Origin of the sequence: Ensifer soli (genome assembly GCF_041928815.1) — a bacterium.
Classification (GTDB): Bacteria; Pseudomonadota; Alphaproteobacteria; order Rhizobiales; family Rhizobiaceae; genus JBHFEI01.
On sequence record NZ_JBHFEI010000003.1, the window covers coordinates 284,361 to 309,298 of the forward strand.

Below are 24,938 nucleotides of genomic sequence, written 5' to 3' on the forward strand. Positions count from 1 at the left end.
CCCATCCCTCCGCGGGCTGGGGATGAACGGAGGCGGGAAATGGGCGGCGGTGTCATCGACAAGATCACTTACCCGAACGGAAAAATCTACGTCGGGCAGGACCGGACGCGCAGCATCCTCTATTTCGGCAGTCCGGCGCGGCACCGGGTGGCCGCTGATTTTTCCGCGGATCAGTACCGGGATTTTTCCGTTCGGCGCGAGATCCTGTGGGAGTCGGACTCGGCGTCAAGAGCGGAACTGACGGCGATGGAGCTTGAATGGATCCGGCGTTTCGGTTCCAACGACCCGGCCGTCGGCTACAATCGATGGCCACCCACGGCCGGAGCGCGTAATCCTCGCCTGCCGGAAGAGTGAGGACCGTTCACTTTTCCTTCGCCGCCGCGCGGGCCCCTTGTCTTTCTCAGCCGGCCCACTACATGCGGGTGCAAGCGGAGGAATGGTGCAATGATCGCGTTCCCGGCAGATTCCGTCGTCTCATCGTCAGTAAAGGCTTGACGTGGCCGATTTTTATGGGAATCACCATTCTCATTAGAAGAGGCGTCGTGATAGGGCTTCGGGCCGGATATCATGCCACGTCAGCCAGCGGCTGTCTCCACCTGAGGAGCGCCGGCGGAACTGCAAGGGTCACCGTGGTTAATCAGGCTTTAAACATCATCCCGTTACGTCAGGGGAAATGAGTCGCAGGGCCGCAGCCGCGCATGGCCCCTCAGGCGACGAATTTGCAGCGCCCTAGAAGTGAAAGCTGTCCAAGGAAAGCGACGACTACATGGCAACCAAGGTCAAAGAAAACGAAGAAGCGGATTCTGAGCGCGAGGGTGCACCGGACGGACCGCTTCTCGACCTTTCGGATGACGCTGTCAAGAAGATGATCAAGGCCGCCAAAAAGCGCGGCTACGTGACCATGGACGAGCTCAACGAGGTGCTTCCCTCCGATCAGGTCGATCCCGACCGGATCGAGGACATCATGTCGATGCTGAACGAGATGGGCATCAACGTCGTCGAGGACGAGGACGCCGAAGAGGCGGCCGGCGCGACCGAGGACGAGGACGGCGACAGCGATTCCGACAGCGAGGGCGGCGAGATCGCCACCTCGGCCGGCACGGCGCTGGCGACGGCGAAGAAGAAGGAACCGACCGACCGGACGGACGATCCCGTGCGCATGTACCTGCGCGAGATGGGATCGGTCGAGCTCCTTTCGCGCGAAGGCGAGATCGCGATCGCCAAGCGCATCGAGGCCGGCCGCGAGACGATGATCGCGGGGCTCTGTGAAAGCCCGCTGACCTTCCAGGCGCTGATCATCTGGCGCGACGAGCTGAACGAGGGCCAGACGCTCCTGCGCGAGATCATCGATCTCGAAACGACCTATTCGGGTCCGGAGGCGAAGGCGGCGCCGCAGTTCCAGAGCCCGGAGAAGATCGAGGCCGACCGCAAGGCGGCCGAGGAGAAGGAAAAGACCCGCCGTCCGCCGCGCGTCGCTGCCAATGACGACGACATCACCAATGTCGGGGGCGCCGACGCCGAACCGGTCGAGGAGGAGGAGGACGACGACGAATCGAACCTCTCGCTCGCCGCGATGGAAGCCGAGCTTCGCCCGCAGGTGATGGAGACGCTCGACACGATCGCCGAGACCTACAAGAAGCTGCGCAAGCTGCAGGACCAGCAGGTGGAGGCCCGCCTTGCCGCGACCGGCACGCTGTCGCCGGCGCAGGAGCGCCGCTACAAGGAGCTGAAGGACGAACTCATCCTCTCGGTGAAGTCGCTGTCGCTCAACCAGAACCGCGTCGACAGCCTCGTCGAGCAACTCTACGACATCAACAAGCGTCTGGTGCAGAACGAGGGCCGGCTGCTTCGTCTCGCCGAAAGCTATGGCGTCAAGCGCGACTCGTTCCTCGAGCAGTATTCCGGCGCGGAGCTCGATCCGAACTGGATGAAGTCGATCGCCAATCTCTCGGCGCGCGGCTGGAAGGAATTCGCCAAGAACGAAGGCACGATGATCCGCGACATTCGCGGAGAGATCCAGAATCTCGCGACCGAAACCGGCATTTCGGTGACGGAGTTCCGCCGCATCGTCCATATGGTGCAGAAGGGCGAGCGCGAGGCGCGCATTGCCAAGAAGGAGATGGTGGAGGCGAACCTTCGCCTCGTCATCTCGATCGCCAAGAAATACACGAACCGCGGCCTGCAGTTCCTCGACCTGATCCAGGAAGGCAATATCGGGCTGATGAAGGCGGTCGACAAGTTCGAGTACCGGCGCGGCTACAAGTTCTCGACCTATGCGACCTGGTGGATCAGGCAGGCGATCACCCGCTCGATCGCCGACCAAGCCCGCACCATCCGCATCCCGGTGCACATGATCGAGACGATCAACAAGATCGTGCGCACCTCGCGCCAGATGCTGCACGAGATCGGCCGCGAGCCGACGCCGGAGGAACTGGCGGAAAAGCTCGCCATGCCGCTCGAAAAGGTGCGCAAGGTGCTGAAGATCGCCAAGGAGCCGATCTCGCTCGAAACGCCGGTCGGCGACGAGGAGGACAGCCATCTCGGCGACTTCATCGAGGACAAGAACGCGCTGCTGCCGATCGATGCGGCGATCCAGGCGAACCTGCGCGAGACGACGACCCGCGTTCTCGCCTCGCTGACGCCGCGCGAGGAGCGCGTGCTGCGCATGCGCTTCGGCATCGGCATGAACACCGACCACACGCTGGAAGAGGTCGGCCAGCAGTTCTCGGTGACCCGCGAACGCATCCGCCAGATCGAGGCGAAGGCATTGCGCAAGCTCAAGCATCCGAGCCGCTCGCGCAAGCTCCGGAGCTTCCTCGACAGCTGAGGCGAAGGCATCCACCCGATTTTTGAAGGCCCGGCCCGCGGCAGCGCGCCGGGCCTTTTCGCATGCGCGACAGGGACAGGTCGATCAAAACCGATCGTTAAGTTTTACCATTTATAAAGTTTCGCCAAACGAGAGAGCTTGTCCGTGCGTATCGCTTGTTTGTGCCTGATGCTGATCCTTCTGTCCGGCTGCGCCAGCATTCCGCGCCAGCAGGGCAATGTCTGCGCGGTGTTTTCCCAGAAGGACGGGATGTTCGGCAACTGGCGGCGCGCCGCCAACGCGGCCGAACGCGAATACGGCATTCCCGTGCCGATCCTGATGGCGACGATCTACACGGAATCGGGTTTCCGCCACAATGCGCGGCCACCGCGCAAGATGCTGCTCGGCTTCATTCCGTGGACGCGGGAATCGAGCGCCTACGGCTATTCGCAGGCGCTGGACGGCACCTGGGACCGCTATCGGCGTGCGACGGGCCGCTTTGCCGCACGCCGCACGAATTTCGCCGACGCAATCCGCTTCATCGGCTGGTATCACTACCAGAGCCACCGGACGAACGGCATTGCCCGCAACGACGCCTACCGCCTCTACCTAGCCTATTACAGCGGCCATGGCGGCTACGCGCGCGGCTCCTTCACCGCGACCGCGCGCAAGGGCGCGGCGCGGGCGGCGAAGATCGCCACGACCTATGCCCGGCAGTTGCGCGGCGGCTGCTGAGGCAGGGCCCGGCGTCGCCGACATCGATCCGCACTGCCGCGCGGAACCGAAACGGTGCAGGCGCCGTTGCGGACGAGATCGACGGGAGAGGGACTATTCGCGATGTCCTATGCCGACGGATTCATCGTCGCCGTGCCGAAGGACCGGCTGGAGGAATACAAGCGGCTGGCCCTCAAGGCAGGCGAGGTGTGGAAGGAGCATGGCGCGCTCGCCTATGTCGAATGCATCGGCGACGACGCGCCCTATGGCGAACTGACCTCCTTTCCTCGCGCGGTACAGGCGCGTGACCACGAGGTGATCGCCTTTTCATGGATCCTCTATGCGTCGCGCGAGGCACGCGACAGCATCAACGAGAAGGTGATGGCCGATCCACGGCTGAAGGACGCGATGTCCGACCTGCCCTTCGACGGCAAGCGGATGATCTATGGCGGCTTCGTTCCGTTCGTCGCGCTTTGAGCCCGGCGCGCTTGCGGTTCCGCCCCTTGCGTGCCACACAGTCTTCGAGGGACGGCGACGGGGCGCCGTCGTTTCGAGGGGACCGGCATGCCGCAGACGATCGTCACCGTCGCAACGCGCGGGCAGGGATTCTACGAGATCACCCGCGAGGCCCAGGCCTTCGTCGGAAGACATGCGCCGCAGGAGGGCCTGCTCACGCTCTTCGTGCGCCATACGTCGGCGTCGCTGATCGTCCAGGAAAACGCCGACGCCTCCGTGCGCACCGATCTGTCGTGGTTCTTTCACCGGCTCGTGCCCTCGACCGACGATCCCTCGATGGACTGGATCGTGCATCGTGACGAAGGGCCGGACGACATGCCGGCCCATATCAAGGCGGCGCTGACCGCCGTGTCGCTCGGCGTGCCGGTGACGGCCGGCCGGCTGATGCTCGGCACCTGGCAGGGCATCTACCTCTTCGAGCATCGCGACCTGCCGCACCGGCGCGAGATCGTGCTGCATCTCGGCGCCTGAGGGCGGGCCACCCTCCCTTGAGGGGAGGCCGGCATCGCCCTATCTCCTAGAGACAAAAAGAAAACCGGACGGGAGGATCAGGATGACCGATGCGCAGGCGATCGCGCTCCGCTTCATGGAGGCGCTGAACCAGAGGGATTTCACCACGATCCGCGCGCTCATCGACGAGGACGTGGCGCTCGACAGCCTGACCGGCCAGCGCACTGTCGGCGCCGAGCCGCTGGTCACGGCCGTGATGAGCTATTTCCGCCATTTCGACGAGACTTTCGGCGATATGGTGCTGATGCACGATGCCTTCGGCCAGCGCGCGGCCGTGGACGTCACGGCGCGGGGCGCCTACCGCGAAACGATGGACGGGTTCCCCCCCGCCAGCGGGCAGGCCTATTCGGTGCCGAGCATCTTCGTGCTCGAGATCGAGGACGGGCTGGTCCAGCGCCTGACCCATTACCGCAACATGCGGGTTTTCGAAGGACTGCTGCGCGCATCCTGACGGACGCACCGCTGAACGGCGGCTGAACGGATGGTTCCGCTCCGGTTCAGCCCGGCCGGTCTAGTCTCCTGCCATGATCCCGGCCGGAATGGTTCCCTCCGGGACGATGGGAAGGGTTGTCCGGCATACGCCCGGAAGGCCCGTTGGGGAGAGACCGGAATGATGAAGATGATCAGCAGGATGGCAATGGTGGCGATGATGGCGGCGGGCGCGTTTTCCGCCGCGCCGGCGATGGCCGACGGTTTCGGCTGGAGTGTCGAGATCCGCGACGGCGGCGGGCGCTGGGACGAGGTGCAGTATCGCGACGAGCGTGACTGGAACCGGGGCCGCGACCGTGGCTATGACCATGGTCGTGACCGCGGCCGGCATGGAGGCGAGGGCTGGCGCGGCCGCTGCGCGCCGTGGCTCGCGATCGACAAGGCCCGCGCCCATGGCCTGCGCCGTCCCGACATTGCCGGCGTCTCGCGCAACCGCGTCGTGGTGGAGGGACGCAGGCACGGCTATCGCGCGGCGATTGCCTTCGCCAATGTCCGTGGCTGCCCGGTGATCGCGCGCTGGTAAAGCCATGCCCGGGCTTTGAAAGGAGCCGCGCGATCCCTGCGCGGCTCCGGATGGCGGGATCGGATGGCGGTGGCGGCGAGGGGCTCTGCGACGGAGGCGGATGTCCTGTGAACGTCCGCCGCTCCGTTAGAAATCGTCAGCAGAACGCTGACCGACTCATTTCCGCAGTGGCGATGCCATGCTGTCCGCCATTCTCCAGACGATTGAGTTCATCAGGGACATTAGGACTCCGGCTTTCCTGAACAGACAAGCGGCAACAAAGAAGCCTGGAGTCCGGCTGGTCCAGTATCAACCTGACCAACTCTGGCAGGGACGGGCCGTTGCACGGGCGGTCGTGTCGGAGCCGCTCGACATGGATACGGCGATGCCTGGTCCGCGCCTGCGGCCGTTTTCGAGGATAGGCATGGCCTCCTCAGCGCAGCGTGGCGAATACCCTCGGCAGGATCCCGGGCTTCCTCCGCCGTCCGCCCTTCACCCGAGAGACGCTGCAACATCAAACCGGCCGCCTCCGTTCGCTGGGGATATGTCAGAGCACGAAGTCTGCGGCGGAGAGCGCCACGGATCCCCGGGCGAGCGTCACGGCGAGGACCATGTCGGCCGCGCGATCCCCGTCGACATCCAGCGAGACGAGCCGGATCGCCGCCGAGGCCGCCTCGATCATCATCGCGCCGGGCCTGCCGTCGAAGGCGGCGCCGGTCAGGCGGAAGGCGTCGTCGCCGAGCGTCAGGCCGACGGCGTCGATGGCCGCGAGATCGATCCGGTCGAGCCCGGTCTGGAAGTCGAGGATCGCGTCGGCCCTGCCCGCCACCGCGCCGCTGTCGCCTGTCGCGCGAAAGACGAAACGGTCGGCGCCGGCGCCGCCCGCAAGCGTGTCGCGGCCGGCATCGCCACGCAGGGTGTCGTTGCCGGCGCCGCCGGCGAGCGTGTCGTTGCCCGCGCCGCCAGCCAGAAGATCCGCGCCGCCATTGCCGTCGAGCCGGTTGGCGCCGCCGTTGCCGGTTAGCCTGTCGTCGAAGGCGGAGCCGAGGAGGTTCTCGATGCCGGAGAGGCGGTCGCCCTCGGCCTCGCCGCCCTGGCCCCAACCGAAGGCGCCTTCGAGTTCGGCCGCCTCGTTTCCGATGAGAACCGGCCGCGCCAGCCCGGCCGGGGGCGGGGTGAACACCGACAAATCGACGGTCACCGCCGAGGCGGAGGCAGCGTAGGTGGCCGTGTCGCTGCCCTCGCCGCCGGCGAGGATGTCGGCGCCGCCGCGCCCCTCGATCATGTCGTTCCCGCCTCCGCCGTAGAGGCGGTTGCTGGCGCCGTCGCCCGCCAGCCGGTCGGCGAAGGCGGACCCTTCGAGGCGTTCGACGGTGGAAAACCGGTCGATCGAGACGGGTGACGGGGCCGGACCACCGGTCACGGGCGGCCCGGCGATCAGGGAGGTGCCGACCGGGGGGGCTGCGAGCGGCAGGGGGGAGAGGTCCGTGCCGGGCGCGTTGCCGCTCCATTCCTCGCCGCGCCCAGCGACGAGATCGGCGACGACGCCTCCGCTCGCCGCCTTGTAGAGAATGGTGTCGATGTCCGCTCCGCCATCGGCGAAGTCGCCGCCGAGCGACAGATCGAGGCGGTCGCGCCCGCCGAAGCCGTAGATCGCGTCCGCCCCCGCTCCGCCGGTGAAGCTGTTCGCTCCGCCGTCGCCGATCATCGTGTCGTTGAAGCGCGAACCGATGATGTTCTCGACCGAGACCAGCCGGTCGACGTCGAAGGCGACGAGAATGTTCGTCGCGACGACCTCGTTCCTGCCGAGATCGGCGACGATCGCCGCCTCGGCATAGCCGTAGCTCGCCGTGTCCGAGCCCTCGCCACCGTCGAGCGTGTCGTTGCCGAGCCGCCCGTCGAGCAGGTCGTCGCCCCCCATGCCTTTCAGCGCGTTGATGCCGTCGGCGCCGATCAGCGTGTCGTCGAAGCGGCCGCCCGTCAGGTTCTCGATCGAGAGGAACCGGTCGCCTTCCGCGTCGCCGCCGCGTCCGCGATTGCCGATAAGATCGGCGAGGATCGCCGTGTCGGCGGACAGATACTCCGCCGTGTCGCTGCCATTGCCGCCGTCGAGCATGTCCGCGCCGCCGCGACCCTCGACGATGTCGTCGCCGTCGCCCATGCGCATCGTGTGGGCATTGTCGTCGTCGCGCAGGATATCGGCCTGGCTGCGCGCGGAAGCGGCGCGCTGATGGCGGAACTCGAAGATCTCCACATTGCGGATCGTGTCCGCACCGAGGCTGACGAGGTCTTCGTTGTCGTCGATATAGCCGTAGCGGCCGGCCTCGACATCGATGCGGTAGCTGACGCTGAAGACGGCGGCGCGCACGTCCAAGTCGTCGCTGTCGCGCACGGTGAAATCGACGTCGTGGCGTGCCGCCACCGCATTGTCGCGCGAGCCGGCATAGCCCTGCAGCCTGTTGGCCGACTGATAGCTGAAGATGACGATGTCGGTGCCGGCGCCGCCGTCGATGATGTCGCTTCCGGCCTCGTTGAAGAGCGCGTCGTCGCCGGCATCGCCTTCAAGCGTGTCGTTGCCGATGCCGCCGGAAATCAGGTCGTTGTCGAAACCGCCGCTGATCGTGTCGTTGCCGATGCCTGAGGAGAGGATGTCATGGCCGCCGCCGCCGAAAAGACGGTCGTTGCCGCCGCCGTCATGGATATTGGCAAGGTAGGGGAGGATGCCGAAGAAGCGGAAGCCGATATAGAAATATTCGTCATTGATGTAGTCGTTGCCCTCGCCGCCACGGATCTCGTCGCTGCCGCCCCCGCCATTGATCGTGTCGCGTCCGCCGCCGCCGAGAATGGTGTCGGCCGAGGACGTGCCTTCGATGAACTGGTCGTCGTCCCCGGTGCTTCTGTCGATGCGGGCCATCGGCCGCCTCCCGTTCTTCCGCCGCTCCGTCGCGGCCTTCGGGGTCGACCTTATGTTTAACCTGCGGTCGCGCCTGTTTCCCCGGGAACAGCCGGCCTTCAGGGGGCTTTCACGGGCGGTCCCTGCCGAGGTCCCCTGATCTTCGACGGGCATTAACCATCCGGATGACGGATCGATACGGTCAAGTCTTTGAAAATAAATGAATATCAAATCATAATCATAGCTGATGGAAATTGTTAATGACGCTCATTCAGCCGTGTTTAAGGGACAGGTTGTAGATGTCGGACAGTCAGATTCCGGGGCGTGTCCGGCGCCGATCATGAAAGAGAACAAACCATGGCGACTGTAGTTGGTGCAGCAACGAAGAGCTTTATCCACCGCCTCGGCGACGGTCGCGTGGTGCCTGCGGGCTATACCGACGTCACCGGCGTGACGACGGGTGCCGACACGATCACCGGCCAGTCGCAGGATGACATCATCTATGGCGATGCCGGCAACGACACGATCGACGGCGGCGCCGGCGCGGACGAGATGATCGGCGGTGCCGGTGACGACATTTACATCGTCGACAACGTCAACGACAAGGTGACCGAGGTGGCGGGCGAGGGCACCGACACCGTGCAGTCGAGCATCAGCTGGACGCTTGGCGCCGAGCTGGAACGGCTGGTCCTGACCGGGACCGCGCGGATCAACGGCACCGGCAATGCGCTCAACAACCTGATCACCGGCAATGCCAACGCCAACACGCTCAACGGCGGCGTCGGCGCGGACACGATGACCGGCGGGCTCGGCGACGACACCTATATCGTCGACAATATCGGCGATATCGTCGTCGAGGCGGCGAATGGCGGCATCGACACGGTGCGCTCGAGCGTCACCTATACGCTCGCCTCCGAGGTCGAGAACCTGACGCTGATCGGCTCGGCAGCGATCAACGCCACAGGCAACGCGCTGAACAACACCCTGATCGGCAACAGTGCGGTGAACGTGCTTTCAGGCGGTGCCGGCGACGACAGGCTGGACGGCGACGCGGGCGCCGACACGATGACCGGCGGCGCCGGCAACGACCGCTACTTCGTCGACAATGCCGGCGATCTGACCGTCGAGCTCGCCAATGGCGGCATCGATACGGTGGAGTCGCGCATCAGCTGGACGCTTTCCGCCGAGGTCGAGAACCTCGTTCTCGCCGGCATTTCGAGCATCAACGGCACGGGCAACGCCCTCGACAACGTCATCACCGGCACGATCGGCGTCAACGTGCTTGCCGGCGGCGCCGGCAACGACACGCTCGACGGCGGTGCGGGCGCCGATACGCTCTCGGGCGGCGCGGGCGACGACACCTATGTCGTCGACAACAGTGGCGACACGGTGATCGAGGCGGCCAATGGCGGCACGGACACGGTCCGCTCCAGCGTCAGCTGGACGCTCGGCTCCGACGTCGAGAACCTGACGCTCCTCGGCTCCGCCGGCCTCAGCGGCACCGGCAATGCGCTGAACAACATCATCATCGGCAATTCCGGCAAGAACACGCTTTCGGGCGGCGCCGGCAACGACACGCTCGACGGCAGCACCGGGGCCGACGCGATGACGGGGGGTGCCGGCGACGATACCTTCGTCGTCGACGACAAGGGCGACACCACCGTCGAGGCGGCGGGCGGCGGCACGGACACGGTCCGCTCCAGCATCACCTGGACGCTCGGCAGTGAGATCGAGCGCCTGGTGCTGACCGGATCGAATGCGACCAACGGCACCGGCAACGCGCTCGACAACACCCTGACCGGCAATACCGGCAACAACACGCTAAACGGCGGCGTCGGCGCGGACACGATGGCGGGCGGGCTCGGCAACGACATCTACGTCGTCGACAACGCCGGCGACATCGTCACCGAGGCGGCAAGTGCCGGAACCGACCGGGTGCTCGCGGGCATCAGCTATGCCCTCACCGCCAATGTCGAGCAGCTCGTGCTCACCGGGACCACGGCGATCAACGGCACGGGCAATGCGCTGGCGAATGCCCTGACCGGCAACACGGCCGCCAACATCCTCGACGGCGGCGCCGGCGCCGACACGATGACCGGCGGCAAGGGCGATGACACCTACGTCGTCGACAATGTCGGCGACAAGGTCTTGGAAAGCCTGAACGAGGGCATCGACACGGTCCAGGCCAGCGTCGACCACCGGCTGGCGGCCAATATCGAGAACCTCGTTCTCACCGGCAGCGGCAGCATCTATGCTATCGGCAACACGCTGAACAACACCATCACCGGCAATGCGGGCGCCAACTATATTAACGGTGGTGCCGGTATCGATACGATGGCGGGCGGTGCCGGCGACGATACCTATCTCGTCGATGATGTCGGCGACGTCGTCGTCGAGGCGGCCAATGCCGGCACGGACAGCGTGCAGTCGAGCGTCAGCTACACGCTCGGCGCCAATGTCGAGCGCCTGGTTCTGACCGGAACCGTCGGGATCAACGGCACGGGCAATGCGCTCGACAACACGCTGACCGGCAACGCCGCAGCCAACATCCTCAATGGCGGCGCCGGCGCGGACGCCATGACCGGCGGCAAGGGCGACGACACTTATGTGGTCGACAATGCCGGCGACACGACGGTCGAACTCGCCGGTGGCGGCACCGACACGGTCCAGTCGAGCATCAGCTGGACGCTCGCAGCCGAGATCGAGAAGCTCGTGTTGACCGGCACCGCCGCGATCGACGGCACCGGCAACGCCCTTGCCAACACGCTGACCGGCAACAGCGGCGCCAACACGCTCGACGGCGGCGCAGGCGCCGACAGCATGGCCGGCGGTGCCGGCAACGATCTCTACATCGTCGACAATGTCGGCGACAAGATCACCGAGATCAGCACCGGCGGCATCGACAGCGTCCAGTCGAGCGTCAGTTTCGCGCTCTTTTCAAATGTCGAGAACCTGACTCTGACCGGATCGGCGGCGATCGACGGCAGCGGCAACAAGCTGAACAACACCCTTGTCGGCAACAGCGGCAACAACACGCTGAACGGGGCCGGCGGCGCCGATACCATGGCGGGCGGCGCGGGCGACGACACCTATGTCGTCGACAATGTCGGCGACACGACGGTGGAGCTGGCGAACAATGGCGTCGACACGGTCCAGTCGAGCATCAGCTGGACCCTGGCCGACAATATCGAGCGCCTCGTCTTGACCGGCGCGCTTTCGATCGACGGCACCGGCAATGCGCTCGCCAACACGCTCACCGGCAACAGCCGCAACAATATCCTGAACGGCGGCGCCGGCGCCGACACGATGACCGGCGGCGCGGGTGACGACACCTATGTCGTCGATAATGCCGGCGACGTCGTGGTGGAACTGGCGAAGGGCGGCACCGATACCGTGCAGTCGAGCATCGACTATGTTCTCGGCGCGGAGGTGGAACGGCTGCAGCTGACCGGGACGACTGCGATCAACGGCACCGGCAACGCGCTCGCCAACGCGCTTCTCGGCAACAGTGCCGCAAACACGCTCGATGGCGGTGCCGGCGCCGACACGATGACCGGCGGTGCCGGCGACGACACCTATATCGTGGACCACGTGAAGGACCAGGTGATCGAGGCCGCCAATGGCGGCACCGACACGGTTCGCGCCAGCATCAGCATCCAGCTCGCCGCGAATGTGGAAACCCTGGTTCTGACCGGCACCAGCGCCATCAACGGCACCGGCAACGCGCTCGCCAATTCCCTGATCGGCAACAGCGCCGCCAACAGGCTCGACGGCGGCGCGGGCGCGGATACGATGACGGGCGGCGACGGCGACGACATCTATGTCGTCGACAATGCCGGCGACATGACGGTGGAACTCGCCAATGGCGGTACGGACACGGTGCAGTCGAGCATCGGCTGGACGCTGGCCGGCAATATCGAGCGGCTCGTCCTCACCGGATCGCTGTCGATCAACGGCACCGGCAACGCGCTCGACAACAGCCTCACCGGCAACAGCGGCAACAACATCCTCGATGGCGGCGTCGGTGCCGACACGATGACCGGCGGCGCGGGCCACGATACCTACATCGTCGACAATGTCGGCGACACGACGATCGAAGCGGCCAATGGCGGCAATGACACGGTGCAGTCCAGCATCACCTGGACTCTGGCGAACGAGATCGAGAAGCTGGTGCTGACCGGCACGGCCGCGATCAACGGCACCGGCAACGCGCTCGCCAACACGCTGACCGGCAACAGCGGCGCCAACACGCTGAACGGCGGTGCCGGCGGCGATGCGATGGCCGGTGGTGCCGGCAACGACACCTACGTCGTCGACAATGCCGGCGACACCGTGATCGAGGCGGCGAACGGCGGCGTCGACACGGTCCAGGCAAGCGTCAGCTGGGCCCTGTCGGCCGAAGTCGAGAACCTGGTTCTGACCGGAAGCTCGGCGATCAACGGCACCGGCAACAGCCTCGCCAATGCGATCATCGGCAACAGCGCGGCCAATGTCCTCGACGGCGGCGCCGGCGCGGACACCCTGACCGGCGGCCTCGGCAACGACACCTATATCGTCGACAATGTCGGCGACACCGTGATCGAGGCCGCGAATGGCGGCACCGATACCGTGGTGTCGAGCATCAGCTGGACGATCGGCAGCGAGATCGAGAACCTGACGCTCTCCGGCTCGGCCGCGATCAACGGCACCGGCAACCTGCTCGCCAACATCCTGACCGGCAACAGCGGCCGCAACATTCTCAACGGCGGTCTCGGGGCCGATACGATGATCGGCGGCGCCGGCAACGACACTTATGTCGTCGACCATTCCGGCGACACCACCGTCGAGACCGCCGGCGGCGGCACCGACACGGTCGAGGCGAGCCTCAGCTGGACGCTCGGCGCCGAGGTCGAGAACCTGACGCTGACCGGCACCTCGGCGATCAACGGCACCGGCAACGCGCTCGGCAACGTGATCATCGGCAATGACGGCAACAACACGCTGGTCGGCGGCGCCGGTCGCGACACCGTCAGCGGCGGTGCCGGCAACGACACGCTGAGCATCCTCGCCACCACCGACGTCGCCTTCGGCGACAGCTATGACGGCGGCGCGGGCACCGACACGCTCTTCGGCGCCGCCATGGGAAGTGCCGTCGATCTCAGCACGTCGACGATCGCCAACATCGAGAGCCTCTCGGGCTTTGCCGGCGGGGTGCAGCTGAAGGCGAGCCAGCTCGACGGCTTCACGACGGCGGTCCAGACCGGGGCGATTACGCTGACCTCGTCCGGTCTTGTCGACCTGACGGATGCCAGCGTGGCGACGAGCGTCTTCACCCTGTCGTCGGTCGGCAACACGCTGAAGCTCAAGGATGACGGGCTTGCCGGCTACACCATCAATGGCGGCGCCAAGGCGGATACGATCACGATCGAGGCCGGCACGGGCACGCGCGCCCATGTGCTGAACGGCGGCGGCGGCAACGACACGATCACCGGCGGCGCTGGCGCCGACACGATCGACGGCGGCACCGGCAACGACATCCTGACAGGCGGCCTCGGTGCGGACCGCTTCCTCTTCAACACGTCGAGCGGCAGCGACACGATCGCCGATTTCAACGCCCTCGACGGCGGCGCGGCGGAAGGCGACCTCATCGCCATCTCCGCCGCCCTGGTCGGCACCTTCGCCTATGTCGGCGCCGATGCCTTCAGCGGCGGCAGCGACAACAGCGAGGCCCGCATCAGCGGCAACAAGGTGCTGATCGACATCGACGGCAACGGCGTCGCCGACATCACCGTGACGCTGACCGGGCTGACCGACGCGGCACAGCTGTCGGCCTCGGACTTCCTCTTCCTCTGAGCCGCAGCGCTCCGGAAGAACGCATGGAAAATCGCTTCGCCGCCGGGATCTCCCGGCGGCGTTTTCCGTTTTTCCCCTGCGGCGACCGATGCATGCAGGGCATGGGCGCCGCCTGAAATTGTCAATCGACGTTTTACCCGCTTGTCGTATAGACATGTTTCGGGACCAGTGCCGCCGCCATCGCATCGAGGGGCTTCGGCATGGAGGACAGCAGGGCAGGGAGCAGACCGACGACATGATCGATCCAGACGAGGCCATGACGTTCGACCTTGCGCCGATCGCGATGTGGATCGAGGATTTCAGCGGTGTGAAGGCGATCTTCGACGGCTGGCGCGCCGAGGGCGTGACGGATCTGCGCGCCTTCCTCGCCGAGGACGTCTCGCGCGTCATGGCCTGCTCGCAGCGGATCCGCGTGCTCAAGGTCAACCGCCGCACGCTCGAACTGTTCGAGGCGGAGAACCAAGCCCATCTCGTCGCCAACCTGCATCTCGTCTTTCGCGGCGACATGCTGCAAAGCCACATCAACGAGCTGGGCCAGCTCTGGGACGGCCGGACGGCGTTTTCCAGCAACGCCGTCAATTATACGCTGTCCGGTCGCAGGCTCGACATCCAGCTGCGCGGTTCCGTGCTGCCGGGTTACGAGGAGAGCCTCGGCAAGGTGCTGCTGACGACCGAGGACGTCACGGTGCGCGAAGCGGCGCGGCGTGCCGAGCAGGAGAGCCGGCGCTACGCGGAAGGCATTTTCGAACACTCGCCGGTGTCGCTTTGGGTCGAGGATTTCAGCCGGGTGAAGGTGCTGCTCGACAGCGTGCGGGATCGCGGCATCCTCGATTTCCGGGTCTTCACCGACGTTCATCCGGAGTTCGTCCGCCAGTGCATGAGCGAGATCCGCGTGATCGACATCAACCAGGCGACGCTCGACCTCTTCCGCGCGCCGGACAAGCAGACGCTGCTGCGCCGGCTGGCCGATGTGCTGCGCGACGACATGGAGCCGCATTTCCGCGAACAGCTGGTCGAGCTCTGGAACAACAACCTCTTCCACCATCGCGAGGTGGTGAATTATGCGCTGGACGGTTCGAAGCGGTTCGTCCTCATGCAGTTCTCCGTCCTGCCGGGCCATGAGGACGACTGGTCGCTGGTGCAGGTGGCGCTGACCGACATCACCGCCCGCAAGAAGGCGGAGGCCTATCTCGAATATCTCGGGAAGCACGATGTCCTGACCAAGCTGCACAACCGGGCCTTCTACATGGACGAACTCAACCGGATGGAGCGCAAGTCGCTGCGGCCGGTGTCGATCGTCATCATCGATCTCAACGGCCTGAAGACGACCAACGACCTGCTCGGCCATGACGCGGGCGATGCGCTGCTGCGGCGGCTCGGCGAGGTGCTGAACGAGGCCGTCAGCCCGCCGAACCATGCCGCGCGCATCGGCGGAGACGAGTTCGCCCTGCTGATGCCCGGCGCGGACGAGGCCGCCGTCGAGGCGACGCTGGAAAATATCGACCGGCTCCTGACGATCAACAACCAGTATTATTCGAACGCCGTCCTGACCGTCTCGATCGGCGCGGCGACGATCCGGGCCGGGGAGGCGGTGAGCGACCTCGTCAAGCGCGCGGATGCCGAGATGTACGCCCAGAAGAAGATCTACTACTCGACCCAGGCGAACCGGCGTCGTTCCTGATACCGCGGAGAGAAGGCGTCGGCCCGCGACAGCGCGCGACGCTTCCGGCAAGATGCGGTGATCGCGTCTAAAGGCTTTGGTTACCATAATTCGTCATTCTGCTCGGGATCGACGGAGCGTCGGCGGCGTCAGGCCTGCCGGCACTCCGTTCAACCGCCGCGTTCGCGCGCGCTGGAAGGCGCCGTGGGACGGGTCACGAGTTTGGGTATCGAGTATCATGGCGCCTGCGATCGACACGTCCCGTCCGGCACACCGTTCCTCCTCCTTCGCCGGCCGCCTGGGTCTGCCCGGCGTCCTTGCCTGCGCCGGCCTGCTTGCCGGTCTCGCCGTTGCAGCCTGCGGCTGGGCCCTGGGCGGCACCGGCCTGCCGGCCGCCCCGCCGATGCAGGAGGCGCGCATCGACGTGTCGCTCGGCCTTCGGGAACTGCCGCGCCCGACATCGACGGAGCGCCTGCTTCAGCCGGAGAAATTCGCGCGGCTGAGCATCCGGCCGACCGTGAAGGAGCAGATGGCCGAACTGACGCCGGAGGACATCCGTTCCTCGCATGGGCGACTGAAAGAGGTGCGGCTTGCGGCCGAGGCGGCACGGCGGCCGGCCGTGCCGGTCGTGGGCCGGGAAAGGGTCGAGATCACCGCCCTGCCGCCGGTCGACCCGATCACGACCGCATCCCTGCCGTCCGTGATGGTCACCGCCTATGCCGACAGCCGTGCGGCCTCCTCCGCCGCCTCGGCCAGCCAGCCCTTCGACCTGATCCTGCCCGAGCGCCAGGCGAACCTCGTCCATCCGCTGCCGGAAAACCTGCCGCTGCCCGCCTGGCGGCCGAAGCTCACGGTGAAGCCTGTCATCGCGGAGGAAGAGGAGCGGCAGGCGCCGCGCCGGCAACTCGCCTATGCCCGGCCCGAACCGAACGCGGCCGAGGAAGAATCGCGCACGTCGCGCTTCACCGTTCCGATGGCGCGGGGAAAGACGGCGATCTATGACATCACCGCGGGCGTGGTCTACATGCCGAACGGCGAGCGGCTCGAGGCGCATTCCGGCATCGGCAACATGCGCGACAATCCGAAATACACCCATGTGAAGATGCGCGGCCCGACGCCGCCCGGCAGCTATCGCCTGTCGATGCGCGAGGCGCTGTTCCACGGCGTGGCGGCCATTCGCCTGACGCCGACAGACGGCATCGCGCCGCTCGGCCGCACCGGGCTTCTCGCCCATTCCTACCTGCTCGGACCGAACGGCAACTCCCACGGCTGCGTCGCTTTCAAGGATTACAAGCGGTTCCTCAACGCCTTCCGCCGCGGCGATGTGACCCATATGCAGATCGTGCCGCGCATTTCCGCGACGCAGCGGTTCTTCGCCCGCCTCTGAGGGGATCTGCAACACAAGAGGGCGTCAGCGCCTTGTCTCGCGTGCCTCGAAGGCGCGTCTCGCCGCCTCGATCGCGCCGTGATGGGTCTCGGCCCAGATCCACACGCCGCAGAAGGCCGCGCCGAGGCTCCGCCCGAGCGGCGTCAGGCAGTAGTCGACATGGGGCGGGATCACCGGATGGATGGTGCGGGCCACCAGCCCGTCCGCCTCCATCTGCCGCAGCGTCTTCGTCAGCATCTTCTGGCTGATGCCGTCGACCGCGCGGCCGACTTCGGTGAAGCGCAGCGTGCCGTGCTCCTCCAGCGCTTCCAAGATCAGCATCGTCCATTTGTCCGCCACTTTCGCGATGATGTCGCGGACGAGCGCCTCGATCGCCGGATCGACCTCCGCCGGCGGCGGCATGGGATTCGTCACATCCGACATATATGTTTGATTCATCCACGCTCTCCTTCCGGTGCGTATCAATCTTTCGGGTGCCTGCTTTCCATCGGAGACCGATCCTCCTAGATTTTCGCCGGACAATCAAGAAAGGATGCTGCTATGAAGACCACCGGCAATACGATCCTCATCACCGGAGGCGGCTCGGGCATCGGCCGGGCGCTGGCCGAGGCGCTGCACCGGCTCGGCAACCAGGTGATCATTTCCGGCCGGCGGCGCGCCGCGCTCGATGCGGTCGTCGCCGCCCATCCGGGCATGGCCGCGCTGACGGTCGACATGACCGATCCGGCGAGCATCGCCGCCTTCGCCGGCAGGGCCGTCGCCGAGTTCCCCGCGTTGAATGTCGTGATCAACAATGCGGGCATCATGAAGCCCGAGGATATCGGCGCGGCGCCGGACGATCTCGCGATCGCCGAGGAGACGATCGCCACGAACCTGCTCGGCCCGATCCGGCTCACGGCGGCTCTTCTTCCGCACCTGAAAGGCAAGGACGATGCCGCGATCCTGACCGTGTCGTCCGGCCTTGCCTTCGTGCCGCTGGCGGCGACGCCGACCTATTCGGCGACCAAGGCGGCGATTCATTCCTATTCGATGTCGTTGCGCCACCGGTTGAAGGAGAGCGGCATCGAGGTCATCGAGATCGCGCCGCCCTATGTGCAGACCGAACTGATGGGCGAGGCGCAGGCAAGCGATCCCCGCGCCATGCCGCTCGCCGATTTCATCGATGAGGTGGTCACGCTTCTCGGCACCCAGCCGACACCGGCCGAGATCATCGTCGAGCGCTGCAAGCCACTGCGCTTCGCCGCCGAAAACGGAACGATCGCAGCGGTCTTCGACGGCCTGAACACCATGCACGGCTGAAACATACGTCGAAACCGCGCATGAAAAATCCCCGGGCATCGTCGATGCCCGGGGATTTTCGTCCTGGGAGGAGCGGCGGCCGGATGCCCGGCCACCCGATATCAGGCGGCAGCCGACGCGGCGCTGGTCGGCACTTCGGAGATCGTCTTCAGAACCTGCGAGGCGATCTGGTAGGGGTCGCCCTGCGAGTTCGGGCGGCGATCTTCCAGATAGCCCTTGTAGCCGTTGTTGACGAAGGAGTGCGGAACGCGGATCGAGGCGCCCCGGTCGGCGACGCCATAGCTGAACTTGTTCCACGGCGCCGTTTCGTGCTTGCCGGTCAGGCGCTTGTCGTTGTCCGGGCCGTAGACGGCGATGTGGTCCATCAGGTTCTTGTCGAACTGCGCCATCAGCGCCTCGAAATAGTCCTTGCCGCCGACTTCGCGCATGTACTTGGTCGAGAAGTTGCAATGCATGCCCGAGCCGTTCCAGTCCGTATCGCCGAGCGGCTTGCAGTGGAACTCGATGTCGATGCCATACTTTTCGCAAAGGCGCAGCAGCAGGTAGCGCGCCATCCAGATCTCGTCGGCCGCCTTCTTGGAGCCCTTGCCGAAGACCTGGAATTCCCACTGGCCCTTTGCCACTTCGGCATTGATGCCTTCATGGTTGATGCCGGCTTCGAGGCAGAGGTCGAGGTGCTCCTCGACGATTTCACGGGCGACGTCGCCGACATTCGAGTAGCCGACGCCGGTGTAATAGGGGCCCTGCGGCGCCGGATAGCCATGCTCCGGGAAGCCGAGCGGGCGGCCGTCCTTGTAGAAGAAATACTCCTGCTCGAAACCGAACCAGGTGTCGGGATCGTCGAGGATCGTCGCGCGGCTGTTCGACGGATGCGGGGTCTTGCCGTCGGGCATCATGACTTCGCACATGACGAGCGCGCCGTTCGTACGGGCCGGATCCGGATAGATGGCGACGGGCTTCAGCACGCAGTCGGAGCTGTGCCCTTCGGCCTGCTGGGTCGAGGAACCATCGAAGCCCCAGAGCGGCAGCTGCTCGAGCGTCGGGAACGATTCGAATTCCTTGATCTGCGTCTTGCCGCGAAGATTGGGGACCGGCTTGTATCCGTCGAGCCAGATGTACTCGAGCTTGTACTTAGTCATTGCGAACCTTTCATGGGTTGATGAAACGGGGCATTCACGTCTGGTTGTATGCCTCGCTGCCAAAGATGCGTGTATTCACCAACGGCTGTCCGACACCATGCATGCCGCGTGCCAGTTTGAGCTCCGAGCGGCTGACGTCCGGAATTTCTGCCCGCGCCGGCGGCAGTCCGGGAGCCGGTGGAACCTTTGGGCAGGCCTCGGGTTCCGTCGTATGGGGCTGCCTTAAATTGTTGCAGTTTCCACATTTTCAGCCGTGCTGCTTGCGCGCGCGGCAGGTTTTGACGGGCATCCGCCACCGCCCGTCGATGTCACTTTCCTTCGGGGAAAATGCACGCCGGGCGAGTGCCTTTTTGAAGGCAGAATTCCCATCAACAAAGCGGCAGCCCAGAATTAAGCCTAAAATATATGCAAATGGTATTTTTTTTAGCCAAACAGGTGAAATCCTGAGCAGCTATGCTATATTCCTCCTCAAGGGATGCCGTGGCATCCACAACCAAAAGAGGAAATCGACGATGAACCTGGGTTTTCAAAAGCCGACCGCAAAGATCTATCAGTTCCCCGTTCGCCCCAAGGCGTTCGGATCCGACCGTTCGCAGTGGATGCGCCACTCGGTGCAGTATCGCGGCCAGACCGTTCCCTCGACCGATTTCGGCAGCGGGTGGTATCACGACGCGGCGATCGCGCAGGAAGGCGACGCAAAGAAGAATGCCTGAGTTGCGGCACGTGCCGGATCCGCGGCCGGTACCCGTCGTCCGTATTCGGATCGCGGCTGCCGGTCGTATGCCGTTTGAAGGTAGGCTCTCTTAAAGGTTGAGGGCGGCGCGAAGATCCGCCTGCCGCTTCGCCCGGAGGTCGAGGTCGGCCTCGATGTGGTCGATATGGTGCAGCATCAGCGCGCAGGCCGCGTCGGCGTCGCGGCGGCCGACGGCGTCGATGATCTGGCGATGCTCGCGATGGCCGCAGCTCGACACGGCTGTCTGGCCGTAAAGCGCGATCACCAGCGATGATCGTGCGACCAGCTCCTCCATGAAACGCTGCAGGATGTGATTGCCGCCGATCGCTGCGAGCGCGAGGTGGAAGTCCCCTGAGGCCTTGATCTCGGCCCGGCGGGCGTCCGGCCCGCGCTCGTCCATCAGCCGTGCCTCCGTGTCGAGCAGCGCCGTGAGCCGCTCAACGTCCGCCGGCACGGCCCGCGCCACCGCCTCGCGCACGATGCCGGGCTCGATCAGGCGCCGCGAGGCGAAGATCTGCCGGGCCTCCTCCGGCGTCGGCGAGGCGACGAAGGCGCCACGGTTCTTTTCCACCTGCACCAGCCCCTCATAGGACAGGGCCTGCAGCGCGGCGCGCACCAGCGTGCGGCTGACGTTGAACAGGCCGCCGACGTCGTTCTCCGAAAGTTTGGTTCCGGGCGAGAGGCGGTGTTCCACGATCGCCGTGCGCAGCGCATCGCGGATCTGGTGGGAGGCGAGGCTGGCGTCTTCTGCTGCGGGAATCGTCATGGGTCCGACTTCGATGCTCCGGAGACCGTAGCGATTTCCGCTGCCGATGTTAACCGGAAATCGTCTCGGAGGTGATGGCATATCGTATACAATGATAGGCTGAAATCGGATGCAAAAGACTAAATAATATGCACCGGATCTGGCCGAGGGTTTTCCCGCGACCGTCTTCCCTTCGTTTTAAGAAGCAATATCAGCGGCTTGTCCGACTGCTCTCGAAGTTGGCACGCTTGATGCATCGTCTGGTTCACGATCAAGGGGAACCAGACGATGTCCAAAGCGGCCGAAATCGATATCGCTTCCGTTTCGAAGATCTATGGTGCCACGACGGCGGTCCACGCCATCAGCCTGAAGATCCCCGCCGGCAGCTATTGCTGCTTCCTCGGCCCGTCCGGCTGCGGCAAGACATCGACTCTGCGTATGATCGCCGGGCACGAGAGCATCTCGACCGGTGACATCCGGCTCGGCAATGCCGTCGTCACCGACCTGCCGCCGGCTAAGCGCGGCACGGCGATGATGTTCCAGTCCTATGCCCTCTTTCCCCATCTCGATCTCGTCGACAACGTCGCCTTCAGCCTGAAGATGAAGGGGGTCGAGAAGGAGGAGCGCCGCGCCAAGGCGCTCGACATGCTGAAGCTGATGCAGATGGAGCCCTATGCCACCCGGCGCCCGGCGCAGCTTTCCGGCGGTCAGCAGCAGCGCGTGGCGCTCGCCCGCGCGCTGATCACCGATCCCGAGGCGCTGCTGCTCGACGAGCCGCTGTCGGCCCTCGATCCGTTCCTGAAGATCCGCATGCGGGCCGAACTGAAGAAGCTGCAGAAGACGCTCGGCATCACCTTCGTCCATGTCACCCACAGCCAGGAAGAGGCGATGGCGCTCGCCGACCTGATCGTCATCATGAATGGCGGGCGCATCGAGCAGGCGGCAAGCCCGCGCGAGGTGTTCGAGCGGCCGGCGACCGCCTTCGTCGCGCGCTTCATGGGCGATCACAACGTGCTGACCGGCCGGGTCGTCTCGGAACTCAACGGCGTCATCACCATGGAAGTGCCGGAGGGCCAGACCTTCAAGGTGGCGGGAGCGGGGCGCGAGGTGGGCTCCCCGGTCGATATCGGCGTTCGCACCGACCGGGTGCGCCTCGATGCGCCGGACGAGCGCAGCCTCGGCTTCCACGGCGTCGTCTCCAATGTCGAATATCGCGGTTCGTCCGTGAAGATCACCGTGGCGGGCGCCGGCAGCGACGATTTCACCGCCATCCTTTCCGACGGCGATTACTTCGCCAAGCCCGTGCAGACGGGCGACGCGATCGCGCTGAGCTGGGCGCTGGAGGATGCGGTCCTCCTCGGCCGCGTCTCGGGCTGACGTCAAGACAACTTCAAAGAGGGAGCATGGGCATGACAAGCGAAACGACGAAGACGACGGCTGCGGGCCTGACGCGCCGCACGCTGTTGAAGACGGGTGCGGCCGCCGCCGGCGCGATCGCAGGTTCTGGCGCGATCACCGGCTTCCCGACGATCTGGGCGCAGAACCCGATCACGCTGCGCCAGTTCGGCACCGGCGTGTCGAACATCAACGCGATCGCGGAGAAGTGCAAGGAAGACCTCGGCATCACGCTCGAGATGACGGCGACCGATTCGGATGCGGCCGCCCAGCGCGCCGTCACCCAGCCGGACAGCTACGACATCGCCGACATCGAATACTGGATCCTGAAGAAGGTGTTCCCCGCCGGCGTGATCCAGCCGATGGACACCAAGAAGCTCAAATATTACGACAAGATCGTGCCGCTGTTCAAAACCGGCAAGCTGACGCCCGACAGCGTGATCGCGCAAGGGACGGCGCCGCACACGGTCGGCTTTGTCGAGGCGATGGATGCGAAGACCTTCGCCAAGGGCGAGACGGAATTCTTCACCATGGTTCCGACGATCTACAATGCCGACACGCTCGGCATCCGCCCGGACCTCGTCGGCCGCGAGATCACCACCTGGGCCGACATCATGGACCCGGCCTTCAAGGGCAAGACCTCGATCCTCAACATCCCCTCGATCGGCATCATGGACGCCGCGATGATCATGGAGGCGATGGGCAACATCAAATATGCCGACAAGGGTAACATGACCAAGGAAGAGATCGACGCGACGATCGAATTCCTGATCAAGGCCAAGCAGGACGGCCAGTTCCGTGCCTTCTGGAAGTCCTTCGACGAGTCCGTCAACCTGATGGCGTCCGGCGAGGTCGTCATCCAGTCCATGTGGTCGCCGGCCGTCGCCGCCGTTCGCTCCAAGGGCATCGCCTGCAAGTACCAGCCGCTGAAGGAAGGTTACCGCTCCTGGGGCGGCGGTCTCGGTCTCGCCGCGCATCTCTCGGGCGCCCAGCTCGACGCGGCCTACGAGTATATCAACTGGTACACGTCCGGCTGGGTCGGCGGCTACCTCAACCGCCAGGGCTACTATTCGGCCGCGATGGACACCGCCAAGGAGTACATGACCGCCGACGAATGGGGCTACTGGATCGAAGGCAAGCCGGCCGAGGGCGACATCATGTCCCCGGAGGGCAAGGTCATGGAAAAGGCCGGGGCGGTCCGCGACGGCGGTTCCTTCGAGGAGCGCATGGGCAAGGTCGCCTGCTGGAACTCGGTCATGGACGAGGACCGCTACATGGTGAAGCGCTGGAACGAGTTCATCGCCGCCTGACGACGCCTCGTCGCGTCCGGCTGCGGGCGCTTGCCTGCGACGCGGATCTCTCCGCGTCGCCTCTCTCCTGAAACGATCGTCCCGGGGGCTTCCAGATGGCGACAGTGCTTTCCTCAGATGCGGTCGGGGCGCCGGCCCTGGCGAAACGCAGTTTTAGGCTTCCGGCCGCCGTCATCGCCTATCTTCAGGCCGCGCCGCTGCTCCTGATCCTCGGCTTCTTCTTCCTGCTGCCGATCCTGATGATCGCGGTGGTGAGCTTCTGGGATTACGACTTCGCCGGCCTCTATCCCGACTTGCTGACGATGAACTACGAGGAGACGCTCGGCTCCTGGGTGACGTGGAAGACCTATCTCAACACGCTGCGCTACACGGCGATCGTCTGGGTGCTGACCACCTTCATCGGCTTCTGGGTCGCCTATTTCCTTGCCTTCCACATCCGCACCGCGACGATGCAGATGATCCTGTTCCTCGTCTGCACCGTGCCCTTCCTCACGTCGAACATCATCCGGATGATCTCCTGGATCCCGGTGCTCGGCCGCAACGGCCTCGTCAACTCGACGCTGGTCAATGCCGGCGTCATCGACCAGCCGATCGAGTGGCTGCTCTATTCCGATTTCGCCGTCATCCTCGCCATGGTGCATCTCAACACGCTGTTCATGGTGACGCCCGTCTTCAACACGCTGATGCGCATCGACCGCTCGCTGATCGAGGCCGCGCGCGACGCCGGCGCTAGCGGCGGGCAGATCCTCTGGAACGTGATCATCCCGCTTGCCAAGCCCGGCATCGCCATCGGTTCGATCTTCGTCGTCACGCTGGTGATGGCGGATTTTTCGACCGTGCAGGTCATGTCCGGCGGGCAGAGCGCATCGGTTGCGCTGATGATGAAGAACCAGATGTCGCTCCTGCAATATCCCGCCGCCGCCGCCAATGCCGTGGTGCTGCTGATCGTCGTGCTGATGATGGTCGCCGCCATCCTGCGCGTCGTCGACATCCGCAAGGAGCTCTGAG

19 protein-coding genes are annotated in these 24,938 nt (G+C 65.3%); 15 read left to right on the forward strand and 4 right to left on the reverse strand.

Annotated elements, in window-relative coordinates; all coding sequences use genetic code 11:
• Positions 1-39 precede the first annotated feature (39 nt).
• The 7 genes from ACEVQ6_RS06260 (at position 40) to ACEVQ6_RS06290 (ending at position 5,558) form a co-directional block, all read left to right on the forward strand.
• Positions 40-354 (forward strand): GIY-YIG nuclease family protein, encoded by a 315-nt coding sequence (locus ACEVQ6_RS06260; RefSeq protein WP_374888062.1) that lies wholly within the window; start codon positions 40-42, stop codon positions 352-354.
• Positions 355-766: 412 nt separating this feature from the next.
• Positions 767-2,827 (forward strand): RNA polymerase sigma factor RpoD, encoded by a 2,061-nt coding sequence (gene rpoD / locus ACEVQ6_RS06265; protein WP_374888063.1) that lies wholly within the window; start codon positions 767-769, stop codon positions 2,825-2,827.
• Positions 2,828-2,995: 168 nt separating this feature from the next.
• The gene (locus ACEVQ6_RS06270; protein ID WP_374888222.1) at positions 2,996-3,541 is read left to right on the forward strand and encodes a transglycosylase SLT domain-containing protein; all 546 of its coding nucleotides are present in this window, start codon (positions 2,996-2,998) and stop codon (positions 3,539-3,541) included.
• Positions 3,542-3,643: 102 nt separating this feature from the next.
• Complete coding sequence (locus tag ACEVQ6_RS06275) at positions 3,644-3,997, forward strand: DUF1428 domain-containing protein (RefSeq protein ID WP_374888064.1); 354 nt, start codon at positions 3,644-3,646, stop codon at positions 3,995-3,997.
• 87 nt (positions 3,998-4,084) lie between these two features.
• Positions 4,085-4,507 carry a secondary thiamine-phosphate synthase enzyme YjbQ gene (locus ACEVQ6_RS06280; RefSeq protein WP_374888065.1) on the forward strand — a complete coding sequence of 141 codons (423 nt, stop codon included), beginning with the start codon at positions 4,085-4,087 and terminating at the stop codon, positions 4,505-4,507.
• A gap of 82 nt (positions 4,508-4,589) precedes the next feature.
• Positions 4,590-4,997 carry a ketosteroid isomerase-related protein gene (locus ACEVQ6_RS06285; protein WP_374888066.1) on the forward strand — a complete coding sequence of 136 codons (408 nt, stop codon included), beginning with the start codon at positions 4,590-4,592 and terminating at the stop codon, positions 4,995-4,997.
• A gap of 159 nt (positions 4,998-5,156) precedes the next feature.
• Positions 5,157-5,558, forward strand: a complete 402-nt coding sequence (locus ACEVQ6_RS06290) for a hypothetical protein (protein WP_374888067.1) — start codon at positions 5,157-5,159, stop codon at positions 5,556-5,558.
• Between the two features lie 526 nt (positions 5,559-6,084).
• On the opposite strand, the gene ACEVQ6_RS06295 is transcribed toward ACEVQ6_RS06290, so the two are convergent.
• Positions 6,085-8,451, reverse strand: a complete 2,367-nt coding sequence (locus tag ACEVQ6_RS06295) for a calcium-binding protein (RefSeq protein WP_374888068.1) — start codon at positions 8,449-8,451, stop codon at positions 6,085-6,087.
• A 336-nt stretch (positions 8,452-8,787) separates the two neighbouring features.
• Between ACEVQ6_RS06295 and ACEVQ6_RS06300 the strand changes: the two genes are divergently transcribed.
• The 3 genes from ACEVQ6_RS06300 (at position 8,788) to ACEVQ6_RS06310 (ending at position 17,309) form a co-directional block, all read left to right on the forward strand.
• Entirely contained in the window at positions 8,788-14,262 is a 5,475-nt protein-coding gene (locus ACEVQ6_RS06300; RefSeq protein WP_374888069.1) for a hypothetical protein, read from the forward strand.
• A 235-nt stretch (positions 14,263-14,497) separates the two neighbouring features.
• The gene (locus ACEVQ6_RS06305) at positions 14,498-15,943 is read left to right on the forward strand and encodes a sensor domain-containing diguanylate cyclase (protein WP_374888070.1); all 1,446 of its coding nucleotides are present in this window, start codon (positions 14,498-14,500) and stop codon (positions 15,941-15,943) included.
• 217 nt (positions 15,944-16,160) lie between these two features.
• A complete protein-coding gene (locus ACEVQ6_RS06310; protein WP_374888071.1) occupies positions 16,161-17,309 on the forward strand; it encodes a DUF2778 domain-containing protein in 1,149 nt (382 codons plus the stop codon).
• A gap of 24 nt (positions 17,310-17,333) precedes the next feature.
• On the opposite strand, the gene ACEVQ6_RS06315 is transcribed toward ACEVQ6_RS06310, so the two are convergent.
• Positions 17,334-17,747, reverse strand: a complete 414-nt coding sequence (locus ACEVQ6_RS06315; protein WP_374888072.1) for a winged helix-turn-helix transcriptional regulator — start codon at positions 17,745-17,747, stop codon at positions 17,334-17,336.
• A gap of 102 nt (positions 17,748-17,849) precedes the next feature.
• Here ACEVQ6_RS06315 and ACEVQ6_RS06320 point away from each other — a divergent pair, with 102 nt between their 5' ends.
• The gene (locus tag ACEVQ6_RS06320; protein WP_374888073.1) at positions 17,850-18,608 is read left to right on the forward strand and encodes an SDR family oxidoreductase; all 759 of its coding nucleotides are present in this window, start codon (positions 17,850-17,852) and stop codon (positions 18,606-18,608) included.
• 101 nt (positions 18,609-18,709) lie between these two features.
• Here ACEVQ6_RS06320 and ACEVQ6_RS06325 read toward each other — a convergent pair whose 3' ends face one another.
• Positions 18,710-19,747 carry a glutamine synthetase beta-grasp domain-containing protein gene (locus tag ACEVQ6_RS06325; RefSeq protein WP_374888074.1) on the reverse strand — a complete coding sequence of 346 codons (1,038 nt, stop codon included), beginning with the start codon at positions 19,745-19,747 and terminating at the stop codon, positions 18,710-18,712.
• Positions 19,748-19,848: 101 nt separating this feature from the next.
• Here ACEVQ6_RS06325 and ACEVQ6_RS06330 point away from each other — a divergent pair, with 101 nt between their 5' ends.
• Positions 19,849-20,460: a DUF2735 domain-containing protein gene (locus ACEVQ6_RS06330; RefSeq protein ID WP_374888075.1), complete on the forward strand. Its 612-nt coding sequence runs from the start codon at positions 19,849-19,851 to the stop codon at positions 20,458-20,460.
• 90 nt (positions 20,461-20,550) lie between these two features.
• On the opposite strand, the gene ACEVQ6_RS06335 is transcribed toward ACEVQ6_RS06330, so the two are convergent.
• A complete protein-coding gene (locus tag ACEVQ6_RS06335) occupies positions 20,551-21,246 on the reverse strand; it encodes a GntR family transcriptional regulator (protein WP_374888076.1) in 696 nt (231 codons plus the stop codon).
• 267 nt (positions 21,247-21,513) lie between these two features.
• On the opposite strand from ACEVQ6_RS06335, the gene ACEVQ6_RS06340 reads away from it, so the two are divergent.
• The 3 genes from ACEVQ6_RS06340 to ACEVQ6_RS06350 all read left to right on the forward strand — a co-directional run bounded on the left by ACEVQ6_RS06340 (position 21,514) and on the right by ACEVQ6_RS06350 (position 24,937).
• Positions 21,514-22,602: an ABC transporter ATP-binding protein gene (locus tag ACEVQ6_RS06340; protein WP_374888077.1), complete on the forward strand. Its 1,089-nt coding sequence runs from the start codon at positions 21,514-21,516 to the stop codon at positions 22,600-22,602.
• A 32-nt stretch (positions 22,603-22,634) separates the two neighbouring features.
• Positions 22,635-23,930, forward strand: coding sequence for an ABC transporter substrate-binding protein (locus tag ACEVQ6_RS06345; protein WP_374888078.1), 1,296 nt, complete (start codon positions 22,635-22,637; stop codon positions 23,928-23,930).
• Positions 23,931-24,025: 95 nt separating this feature from the next.
• Positions 24,026-24,937, forward strand: coding sequence for an ABC transporter permease (locus tag ACEVQ6_RS06350; RefSeq protein WP_374888079.1), 912 nt, complete (start codon positions 24,026-24,028; stop codon positions 24,935-24,937).
• Position 24,938 lies beyond the last annotated feature (1 nt).

What these genes read in the sequence shown, in the direction of transcription:
- ACEVQ6_RS06260 (WP_374888062.1), top strand. Translation starts at nt 40, where the DNA reads ATGGGCGGCGGTGTCATCGACAAGATCACTTACCCGAACGGAAAAATC.
- rpoD (WP_374888063.1), top strand. Translation starts at nt 767, where the DNA reads ATGGCAACCAAGGTCAAAGAAAACGAAGAAGCGGATTCTGAGCGCGAG.
- ACEVQ6_RS06270 (WP_374888222.1), top strand. Translation starts at nt 2,996, where the DNA reads ATGCTGATCCTTCTGTCCGGCTGCGCCAGCATTCCGCGCCAGCAGGGC.
- ACEVQ6_RS06275 (WP_374888064.1), top strand. Translation starts at nt 3,644, where the DNA reads ATGTCCTATGCCGACGGATTCATCGTCGCCGTGCCGAAGGACCGGCTG.
- ACEVQ6_RS06280 (WP_374888065.1), top strand. Translation starts at nt 4,085, where the DNA reads ATGCCGCAGACGATCGTCACCGTCGCAACGCGCGGGCAGGGATTCTAC.
- ACEVQ6_RS06285 (WP_374888066.1), top strand. Translation starts at nt 4,590, where the DNA reads ATGACCGATGCGCAGGCGATCGCGCTCCGCTTCATGGAGGCGCTGAAC.
- ACEVQ6_RS06290 (WP_374888067.1), top strand. Translation starts at nt 5,157, where the DNA reads ATGATGAAGATGATCAGCAGGATGGCAATGGTGGCGATGATGGCGGCG.
- ACEVQ6_RS06295 (WP_374888068.1), bottom strand. Translation starts at nt 8,451, where the DNA reads ATGGCCCGCATCGACAGAAGCACCGGGGACGACGACCAGTTCATCGAA.
- ACEVQ6_RS06300 (WP_374888069.1), top strand. Translation starts at nt 8,788, where the DNA reads ATGGCGACTGTAGTTGGTGCAGCAACGAAGAGCTTTATCCACCGCCTC.
- ACEVQ6_RS06305 (WP_374888070.1), top strand. Translation starts at nt 14,498, where the DNA reads ATGATCGATCCAGACGAGGCCATGACGTTCGACCTTGCGCCGATCGCG.
- ACEVQ6_RS06310 (WP_374888071.1), top strand. Translation starts at nt 16,161, where the DNA reads ATGGCGCCTGCGATCGACACGTCCCGTCCGGCACACCGTTCCTCCTCC.
- ACEVQ6_RS06315 (WP_374888072.1), bottom strand. Translation starts at nt 17,747, where the DNA reads ATGAATCAAACATATATGTCGGATGTGACGAATCCCATGCCGCCGCCG.
- ACEVQ6_RS06320 (WP_374888073.1), top strand. Translation starts at nt 17,850, where the DNA reads ATGAAGACCACCGGCAATACGATCCTCATCACCGGAGGCGGCTCGGGC.
- ACEVQ6_RS06325 (WP_374888074.1), bottom strand. Translation starts at nt 19,747, where the DNA reads ATGACTAAGTACAAGCTCGAGTACATCTGGCTCGACGGATACAAGCCG.
- ACEVQ6_RS06330 (WP_374888075.1), top strand. Translation starts at nt 19,849, where the DNA reads ATGCCGCGTGCCAGTTTGAGCTCCGAGCGGCTGACGTCCGGAATTTCT.
- ACEVQ6_RS06335 (WP_374888076.1), bottom strand. Translation starts at nt 21,246, where the DNA reads ATGACGATTCCCGCAGCAGAAGACGCCAGCCTCGCCTCCCACCAGATC.
- ACEVQ6_RS06340 (WP_374888077.1), top strand. Translation starts at nt 21,514, where the DNA reads ATGTCCAAAGCGGCCGAAATCGATATCGCTTCCGTTTCGAAGATCTAT.
- ACEVQ6_RS06345 (WP_374888078.1), top strand. Translation starts at nt 22,635, where the DNA reads ATGACAAGCGAAACGACGAAGACGACGGCTGCGGGCCTGACGCGCCGC.
- ACEVQ6_RS06350 (WP_374888079.1), top strand. Translation starts at nt 24,026, where the DNA reads ATGGCGACAGTGCTTTCCTCAGATGCGGTCGGGGCGCCGGCCCTGGCG.